Origin of the sequence: uncultured Porphyromonas sp. (assembly GCF_947254915.1) — a bacterium.
Lineage (GTDB): Bacteria > Bacteroidota > Bacteroidia > Bacteroidales > Porphyromonadaceae > Porphyromonas.
On record NZ_CAMYEZ010000096.1, the window covers coordinates 1 to 8,713 of the forward strand.

Annotated in this window: 7 protein-coding genes; 4 read left to right on the forward strand and 3 right to left on the reverse strand. The window is 54.8% G+C overall.

What is annotated here, in order from left to right:
- The first annotated feature begins 184 nt into the window (after positions 1 to 184).
- From Q0X57_RS06370 to Q0X57_RS06385, 4 genes are read left to right on the forward strand one after another with little or no spacing between them, the layout of a single operon-like run.
- Complete coding sequence (locus Q0X57_RS06370; protein WP_297729186.1) at positions 185 to 838, forward strand: PASTA domain-containing protein; 654 nt, start codon at positions 185 to 187, stop codon at positions 836 to 838.
- Complete coding sequence (locus Q0X57_RS06375) at positions 822 to 1,946, forward strand: RluA family pseudouridine synthase (RefSeq protein ID WP_297729202.1); 1,125 nt, start codon at positions 822 to 824, stop codon at positions 1,944 to 1,946. Before Q0X57_RS06370 ends, Q0X57_RS06375 begins: the two co-directional genes overlap by 17 nt.
- A 28-nt stretch (positions 1,947 to 1,974) precedes the next feature.
- On the forward strand, positions 1,975 to 2,964 hold the full coding sequence (locus tag Q0X57_RS06380) for a D-alanine--D-alanine ligase family protein (RefSeq protein ID WP_297729189.1): 990 nt from the start codon (positions 1,975 to 1,977) through the stop codon (positions 2,962 to 2,964).
- A complete protein-coding gene (locus Q0X57_RS06385) occupies positions 2,961 to 4,133 on the forward strand; it encodes an acyltransferase (protein ID WP_297729192.1) in 1,173 nt (390 codons plus the stop codon). Before Q0X57_RS06380 ends, Q0X57_RS06385 begins: the two co-directional genes overlap by 4 nt.
- 74 nt (positions 4,134 to 4,207) lie before the next feature.
- Here the strand turns inward: Q0X57_RS06385 and trmD are convergent, their stop codons facing one another.
- The 3 genes from trmD to Q0X57_RS06400 form a co-directional block, all read right to left on the reverse strand.
- Positions 4,208 to 4,885: a tRNA (guanosine(37)-N1)-methyltransferase TrmD gene (trmD, locus tag Q0X57_RS06390; RefSeq protein WP_007364529.1), complete on the reverse strand. Its 678-nt coding sequence runs from the start codon at positions 4,883 to 4,885 to the stop codon at positions 4,208 to 4,210.
- 205 nt (positions 4,886 to 5,090) lie between these two features.
- A complete protein-coding gene (locus Q0X57_RS06395) occupies positions 5,091 to 7,202 on the reverse strand; it encodes a S46 family peptidase (protein WP_297729196.1) in 2,112 nt (703 codons plus the stop codon).
- Between the two features lie 32 nt (positions 7,203 to 7,234).
- Positions 7,235 to 8,713, reverse strand: a 1,479-nt coding sequence (locus Q0X57_RS06400; protein WP_297729199.1) for a DUF389 domain-containing protein, incomplete at its 5' end; no start/stop codon positions are given.

Consider the following 8,713-nt stretch of genomic DNA (forward strand, 5'->3'; position numbering starts at 1 on the left):
TTCTTCGGAACTTTCATTTCATTCTTCCGAAGTTTCATTTCATTCTTCCGAAGTTCTATTCCGCCCCTCCGTGGAGGATTTTCGTTTCCTCCCTGAGAATTTTCCATTTCCTCGGGAGGAGAGACGTAGAGGTTAATCTCTAATTTGCTTACCTTTGCATAGTCTCCGCTAATAGATATACCCTATGCGACGTCCTACCCTACTGATTCACATTGGTCTGATGATATTGGCTTCAGTCCTCATCGTCCTCCTAGCACTCCTTTGGATGAACCTATTCACACGCCACGGTTCGTCTGTTGAAATCCCTGACATATATGGTCTGCCAGCGAGCGAGGCGGAGCAACTCCTGGACAAAGCCCATCTGCGCTACGAGGTTGTTGACTCGGTCTATACGACTGACGTCCCCAAGGGGGCTGTCTACGACTTGACGCCCAAGCCAGGTAGCCGAGTCAAGGCGGGACGTATCATCTTCGTCACGCTCAACGCCTCCTACCCTCGCAACGGTATCATACCTTCCCTCATTGATGTCTCCGAGCGACAGGCACGTGCTCGTCTTGTTAGCCTAGGCTTCGAAAACATCACTCCGAGCTACGTGGCAGGAGCCTTTGATGACTTGGTTATGGGTGTACAGCTCCCCAATGGTCAAGTATTAGCACCAGGCACTCGTGTACCACTCTTGACACCGCTTATACTACTAGTCTCCGTCTCTACCAGAGACAGTATACCACATGGTGCGCTACAGCCTTACGACTCGATCACGGGATCAGGTGGATATGCGCTCCCCAGTGACTCAACATCACACTCCTTAGAACCTAACGATGATGAGTCCTGGATGTAACCCCGACAAGGAGCCACTACCCCTTGACGAGCAGGAGCTAGAGGAGGACCTCATCGCTACCGACGAGGAGGAGCAGTGGGTCACAGGGACGCACGGCGAGGAGCTGTACGAGCATTATCGAGTGCGGGTAGATCCAGGGCAGACACCGTTGCGCATTGACCGCTTCTTGGTGGATCGTATGCCACACACTTCGCGCCATCGCATACAGCTAGCAGCCAAGTCTGGACTCATATGGGTGGACGGTGCACCGGTCAAGAGCAACTACAAGGTGAAGCCCCTGGAGACCATCACTATGATGCTGGCTCATCCGAAGCAGGACTGGTCTATCACGCCAGAGGATATACCACTTGACATAGTCTATGAGGATGATCAGCTATTGGTGGTCAATAAGCCCGCAGGTATGGTCGTACACCCGGGTCATGGGAACTACAGTGGCACGCTCGTCCATGCGCTTGCTTACTACTTACGTAACGACCCACTCTACGATCCCAACGATGCCTCCGTGGGACTGGTACACCGCATTGACAAGGACACCAGTGGACTCCTCCTCGTGGCGAAGCGCACGGAGGCGAAGATACGACTGGCGAGACAATTCTTCCTCAAGACCACAGGACGGCGCTACCAAGCCCTTGTCTGGGGCAAGCTGGACCAGCCACAAGGCACGATCGAGGGCAATATAGCTCGTGACCCTCGCGACCGTACCCGTATGACGGTCTACCCACCGACGAGTGAGATAGGCAAGCCAGCTGTGACGCACTACACTGAGCTAGAGCGACTAGGCTTCGTGACGCTCATAGCGTGTGAACTGGAGACGGGACGTACGCATCAGATACGTGCTCACATGAAGTCTATCGACCACCCGCTCTTTGGCGATGAGCGCTATGGCGGAGACCAAATTCTCTGGGGACAGCGCACCAGCTCTTATCAGCAGTTTGTCAATAACTGCCTCAAGATATGCCCTCGCCAAGCATTGCACGCTGAGACTCTTGCCTTTGACCACCCCACGACGGGAGAGCGGATGCACTTCTCAGCACCACTACCCGACGATATGAGCCAGCTCATAGAGAAGTGGAGACGCTATGTGGCACCCCTCGAACTCTCTAACTAAGAATCATTGCAATATCCCATCATACCTTATGGACAGACCCAACATTGCGATCATCTGTGGCGGATACTCTGGCGAGGCAGAGGTCTCGCAGCGTAGCGCCCAGACGATCCTCAAGCAGATTGATCAGAGCCTCTTCACTCCTTATCTGGTCACCATCACAGCCGATGCGTGGAGTGTGACCGATGCTACAGGTCGTGAGGGGACGATAGATCGTGCATTAGTCGCACACTTTGGCGCAGAGGAGGTAACCTTCGCAGTAGCTTACATTACCATCCACGGTACCCCTGGAGAGAATGGTCTTCTGCAGGGCTACCTTGATATGCTCGGCATCCCCTACACGACGGGGGGTGTGCTCTGCGAGGCTTTGACCTTCAATAAAGAGGCGTGCAACGCTTACCTAGCGCATCACGGCGTGCACATCGCTCGCTCGCAGCGGCTCCACAATCAGACGAAGGAGCTCTCGCCCGAAGAGCAGCAGCAGATTGAGTCCACGCTACGTCTACCGCTCTTTGTCAAGCCTAATACGGGAGGCTCCAGCATCGCCACGACGCGCATTGAGCAGTGGGATCAGCTAGTCACGGCGGTGGCGGACGCTTACACGGCTGCACCCGATGTGCTCGTTGAGGAGTGTATCGTGGGCACCGAGGTGACCTGCGGTTGCGTGATTCTCCCCGATGACGCTTTCGCACTGCCCGTCACGGAGGTGGTGGCGCACGATACATTCTTCGACTATGACGCTAAGTACTATGGCAAGAGCGACGAGATAACGCCAGCACGCATCTCGCCTGAGCTGACGCAGCGGGTACAGGAGACTTCGCTGACGATCGCCCATCTACTAGACTGCTACGGCTTCGTACGCATAGACTTCATCATCGAGGCGGACGGCATCCCCACATTGCTAGAGGTCAATACGACTCCTGGCATGACGGAGGCGAGCTTCATTCCTCAGCAGGTACGCGCTGCTGGACTACAGCTGAGCGACCTTATCACACGTATCATCAAGAGCAAACTATCATGACTACACACACTGCCCCACAGCCCTACGAGTACGACTCAATACGTCCCTACCTCGACGAGGAGGTGCCTACCGTCGTTGCACAGCTGGCCAACCAACCTGAGCTACGTCACGTCCTATCGGCACTGCTCTCAGAGGAGGAGACGACGGCACTGATACAGCAACTGAAAGGTATCCATAGCGTTGACGACTTTAAGCAGCGCATATCCTACCCCCTCGTGGTACAGCTGGCGAAGCGTACCACTTTCTCCGTATCGCTCAGCGGTGCCAGTCGACTAGGCGGTGACCTGCCGACGACTTTCATCACAAACCATAGGGACATCATCCTTGACTCGGCCTTCCTCAACCTAGTCATGCGGGAGCGCAACTACTTGATGCCTCGCATTGCTATCGGTGACAACCTCTTCGGCAGACCGTGGATCGAGGCGGTGGTCAAGCTCAACGACTCTTTTGTCGTGCGTCGCTCGCTTCCGATCCGTCAGATGCTTCTGGCAGCTCAGGCGCTCTCCGCTTTTATCGATCAGAGCATACAACAGGACCACAAGTCGGTCTGGATCGCCCAGCGTGAGGGGCGTGCTAAGGATAATAGCGACAAGACACAGCCGAGCGTCCTCAAGATGATCGCTTCCTCGCAAAGCAATGATCCGCTGACTCAGCTGATGCGTGTCAACATCGCCCCCACAACTATTAGCTATGAGTACGATCCTTGCGACATCCTCAAGGCGTGTGAGCTACTTTGGCGCAAGCATCACCCTGAGGAGCAGTATGTCAAGGGACCCGAGGAGGACTTGATCAATATGAAGACGGGTCTACTCGGCTACAAGGGGCGGGTACACTTTGCCATCGGTAAGCGACTCAACGAGTTGATCACGCCTGAGCTAGAGGCTGAGCTACGCGCCCTGCCGAAGCAACAGCTCTATCCACGACTGGCTGAGCTCATAGACACGGAGCTGCATAGCAACTACCGCTTCTACCCGATCAACTACATCGCCTACGACCTCCTCCACCCGCACAAAGCGCATCCGAAGGAGCTCTACAGTGAGGCTGACAAAGAAAAAGCGCTCCGCTACATCGAGGAGCAGATAGCTAAAGCACCGACGGATGCTTACAGCGCCGACGAACTGCGCACGCAACTCCTCCAGATGTACGCCCAGCCGCTCTGCAACGCCTAAACAAGAAATCGGAGTAATCAAAGGTATCACATCTCTGATTACTCCGATTATGCAAAGACTTCTGACTTTCTAATCTACTCCTCCAGCAGGTCTGGACGGAGCGCTTGCGTACGGGCGACTGCCTGCTCGTGCTCCCACTGCGCTATGCGCGCTTCGTGCCCACTCAGCAGGATCTCTGGCACGCGCCACCCTTTGTACTCGGCAGGGCGGGTGTACATAGGAGGAGTGAGCAAGCCATCCTGAAAGGAGTCGCTCAGCGCACTATCCGCATCGCCTAGGACGCCTGGTATGAGCCGTATGGTCGCATCGGCAATGATCGCTGCCGCCAGCTCGCCACCTGTCAGGACGTAGTCGCCGATGGAGATCTCACGAGTGATGAGATGCTCACGGATACGATGGTCGATACCCTTGTAGTGACCGCAGAGGATGATAATGTTCTCCATAAGGCTTAGCTCATTGGCGACCGCCTGCGTGAGCACTGGCGCATCGGGCGCCGTGAAGATAACCTCGTCATAAGGGCGCTGGCTACGCAACTCGGTGATGATGCGGTCAATCGGTTCAATGGACATGAGCATCCCCGCAGCGCCACCGTAGGGGTAGTCGTCGATGCGTCCCCAGCGATTGGTTGCGTAGTCGCGTAACTGATGAATATGTACCTCGGCAAAGCCCTCTCGCTGTGCCCGCCCCACGATAGAGGTCGAGACAAAGGGCTCGATCATCTCAGGCAGTACGGTGATAATGTCTATGCGCATATGAGCGTGTGGTCGAAATAGTAGTCAAAGCGGGACGTGTAACGGTTGTAGGGACGCACGATCTGTGCGTCCGTTCCCGTTAAAACCATGTCGCTGAAACATTTGACGGAATGGTCTTCGTAACTTTTGATACAACGGACGCACAGATCGTGCGTCCCTACAGCGGGTTACACGACCGTGCGTCACCATTGCGTTGTTTCCTCGCTTATGCGAAGGTCAGCTCTTGGATCAGGCGGGGGCACTTAGCCCACTTGTCAATCATGAAGAGGACGTAGCGGATATCTACCGAGATGGTGCGCTGTAGATCAGGCTCAAACTCGATGTCACCACTCATAGCCTCCCAGTTGCCATCGAAAGCTAGACCGATGAGGTTACCGTTCTTGTCAAAGACAGGGCTACCTGAGTTACCACCCGTAATATCGTTGTCCGAGAGGAAGCAGGTGAAGAGGTGATTGCCCACACCGTAAGGTGCGAAGTTCGCAGGATCGCTCAGCAGCTTGAGGATCTCAGGCTGTACGGCGAACTCGGTGCTGTTGGGATTCTGCTTCTGGAAGACACCACGCTCCGTCGTGAAGTGGTAGTACCACGCACCATCTCCTGGCTCGTAGCCGAGGATACGCCCATAGCTCATACGCATCGTGAAGTTAGCGTCTGATGGACGTAGTGCCTTAGGCTGGAACTCGCTCATAGCGGCAAAGAGTTCACGCTTACCCTTCTCAATAGCGTGGTTGTACTCTAGGTACTTATCCAGCAAAGATGAGTAGTACATCAGTACGCTCTGGACGAGCTCTTGTACAGGATCGTTAGCGAGGGTCTCCTTTATCTTGTTCTGATCCATAGCCAGTACGGACATCATCTTATCCTCATAAGGGACGACGCTATTGGCGAAAAGCTCCTCAGCATAAGCCTTGTAGTCACCACCGAAGCGCTCATCAATAATCTGATAGATGAAGGGGAGGTTGTCAGCTGGTAGCTTCGTACGTAGCAGTGCGAGCATAGCAGGGAGTACCTCACGGTCTAGGTTAGGTAGGTAATCCTTGTAAAGGTCTGTCAGCTCCTTCTTGTCACCAGAGCCAGCTGCCACCATAGCCCGATAGCCAAGCATCACGACCTCCGTGCCACTCAGCATCGTCTCAATTATATAGTTGAGCTGACGATTGTAAGGAGCAGCCTCCTCGTAGGCACGCTTTAGGTCGGGCAGGATATTGCCGTAAGGCTTGCCTGTACGTGCGACCCACTGAGTGAATGCCTCCTCCTCGGCACGCTTGCGATCTATCACGTGGAGCTTCTCGAGACCACGGTTCATACCGATCGAGTTCTTCCAGTAGTTCGCACTCTGAGCATATTTGCTAGCGTACTTGATGCGGGTAGCTTGGTCAGCGTCCATAGCGCGCTTCCAGATCTCCTGCTTGACACCACGAGCCTCGATGCGGGGAGCGTTCTCATTCTCAATGCGATCAATCACACCGTAAGAGGTGAGGTAACGATCGGTAGAGCCTGGGAAGCCAATGGTCATTGCGTAATCCTGCTCCTGGTACCCCTTTAGAGAAACCTTTGTATAGTAGACAGGACGGTAAGGCTTGTTGCTTGCTGCGTACTCAGCGGGCTTGTTGTTGGCATCAGCATAGACGCGGAAGACGCTAAAGTCGCCCGTGTGACGAGGCCACATCCAGTTGTCCGTATCACCGCCAAACTTACCGACGCTGCTCGGTGGAGTCATCACGAGACGAACATCCTTAAACTCATCGTAGATGACGACATAGTACTTATTGCCAGCGTAAAATGGAGTTACCTCCACAGCGTCAAAGGGAGACTTCGTGTACTCCTTGACAATATCCTCAGAGACCTTTTCAATCGTCTCTTGACGCTTAGCCTCGTCCGTGATACCAGCCACAGCCTGCTCGATGCGAGCCGTCACGTCAATCTGCGCACGGAGGTACTTGACAGAGAGACCTGGGATCGGCAGCTCCTCACGGAAAGATTGAGAGGCGAAGCCGTCACGCAGATAGTCATGCTCTACCGTACTCTGGCTCTGGATCGCATCGTAGCCGCAGTGGTGGTTCGTAAAGAGTAGTCCCTGATTAGAGACCGTGATACCCGTACAGCCACCTCCGAAGATGACCACGCCACGTGCTATCGATGGCTTGTCTAGATTGTAGAGCTGGTCTAGGGATAGGTTAAAGCCCAGCTCACGCATACGAGCTTCGTTTTGCTCGTTAAGCTCACTGAGTACCCACATGCCCTTGTCGGCACGTGCTGTAGCACTGCACACGAGGAGTGCACAGAGGGTCAGGAGCAAGGTCTGTAGTTTGTTCATAAGACGCTTATCTATTAAAGTTAGTATTGTGTTTAGTTCGTCAAGATTAGCTGTAGTGCATCCGCTTTGGTACGCTTCTGTAGCCACTCCTCCAGCTTGTTTCGCTCCGCTGGGGATATACGGTGCGACGGGGTCGTCACGAGGATGTGGAGGACTGAGTCTTGCCCCTGGATAAACTCCATCGAGGGCATCAGCCGCACCTGACTTATGTCAGTAAAGACGGCTCTCGCCTCATCGCTCACATCGTGCGTCAGCGACTTGTAGTAGTCGTAGCGCAGGAGCGTACGACGCAGTGAGTCAATCTCGGCACGCTGCTCAGAGGCGGTGCGTTCGGATCGCTCGTAGAGGTCACGTAGCAGGACACCGCCCAGCTGCTCGTAGTCCGTAGGAGCTTCATTGTCAAAGCCTTGGTGCACCTGTAGCTCAAGGCTTGACAAGCCGTAGCTAGGGAGCAAGGCTGAGATGCTGTCGATTGTCTGAGCCGAGAGTGGTTTGCCGATCAGCACCACATCTATGTAAGGCGCCTTTCCGTCCTCGCCACGTACCAGCGACTGGCGGATCACCTGATGATCTGATGAGACAAAGTGGTCTGCGACAAACTGCTTGGCACGCTCCTCCTGATAAGAGTCTCGCACCAGACGGACGCTCAGGTAGATGCTCGGTATGAGCGTGCAGACCGCTATGACGGTGATCCAGCGATAGCTTCGCTTGCGTATATCCCCCGAGGCGACAGGCTTCATCGGGAAGCGCATGATGCGCACCATCACAAAGGTGGCAAAAGCGATAAAGACCGAGTTAATGAGGTAAAGGTAGATGGCACCGAAGAAGAAAGCCCAGTTGCCCGTGGCTATGCCAAAGCCTGCCGTACAGAGCGGAGGCATGAGCGCCGTAGCGATAGCCACGCCAGGGAGCACCTGTCCCTTGCTCTTGCTACTACCCGCGATCAGTCCCGCAGCACCACCAAAGAAAGCGATCAAGACATCGTAGATCGATGGCTCCGTACGTCCCAGGAGCTCGCTACCAGGCTGGTCTAGTGGGGTCAAGAGGAAGTAGATCGTGGCGGTCGTGATGCTGAAGAGTGTCGTCAGTGCGAGGTTGCGCAGCGACTTGCGCACCAGATCTAGGTCGGCAATGCCGAAGCCTAGTCCGAAGCCGATGATTGGGCCCATCAGTGGGGAGATAAGCATCGCACCGATGATGACCGCTGTCGAATTGACATTGAGTCCTATTGAGGCGACGAGGATAGCGCAGATGAGGATCCATAGCTTGGTACCGCGAAACTCCACATCCCCCTTGAGCGACTCAATGGTCGCCACGTCGCCCGCCTTGTCCTCGCGAAAGTCGAGTAGCTTGCGTAGCCAGCTCCAGGCACTCATCCACCAGATGTTTTCCTCTGGCTGTTGGCTGTTAGCTGTTGGCTGTTGGCGATTAGTAGTCTTGCTAGGTGCCGGTTGATCCGTTGTGACCGCTACTTTACTCTGGCTAGGCGTTGTAGTAGCTTTGCTAGGTGC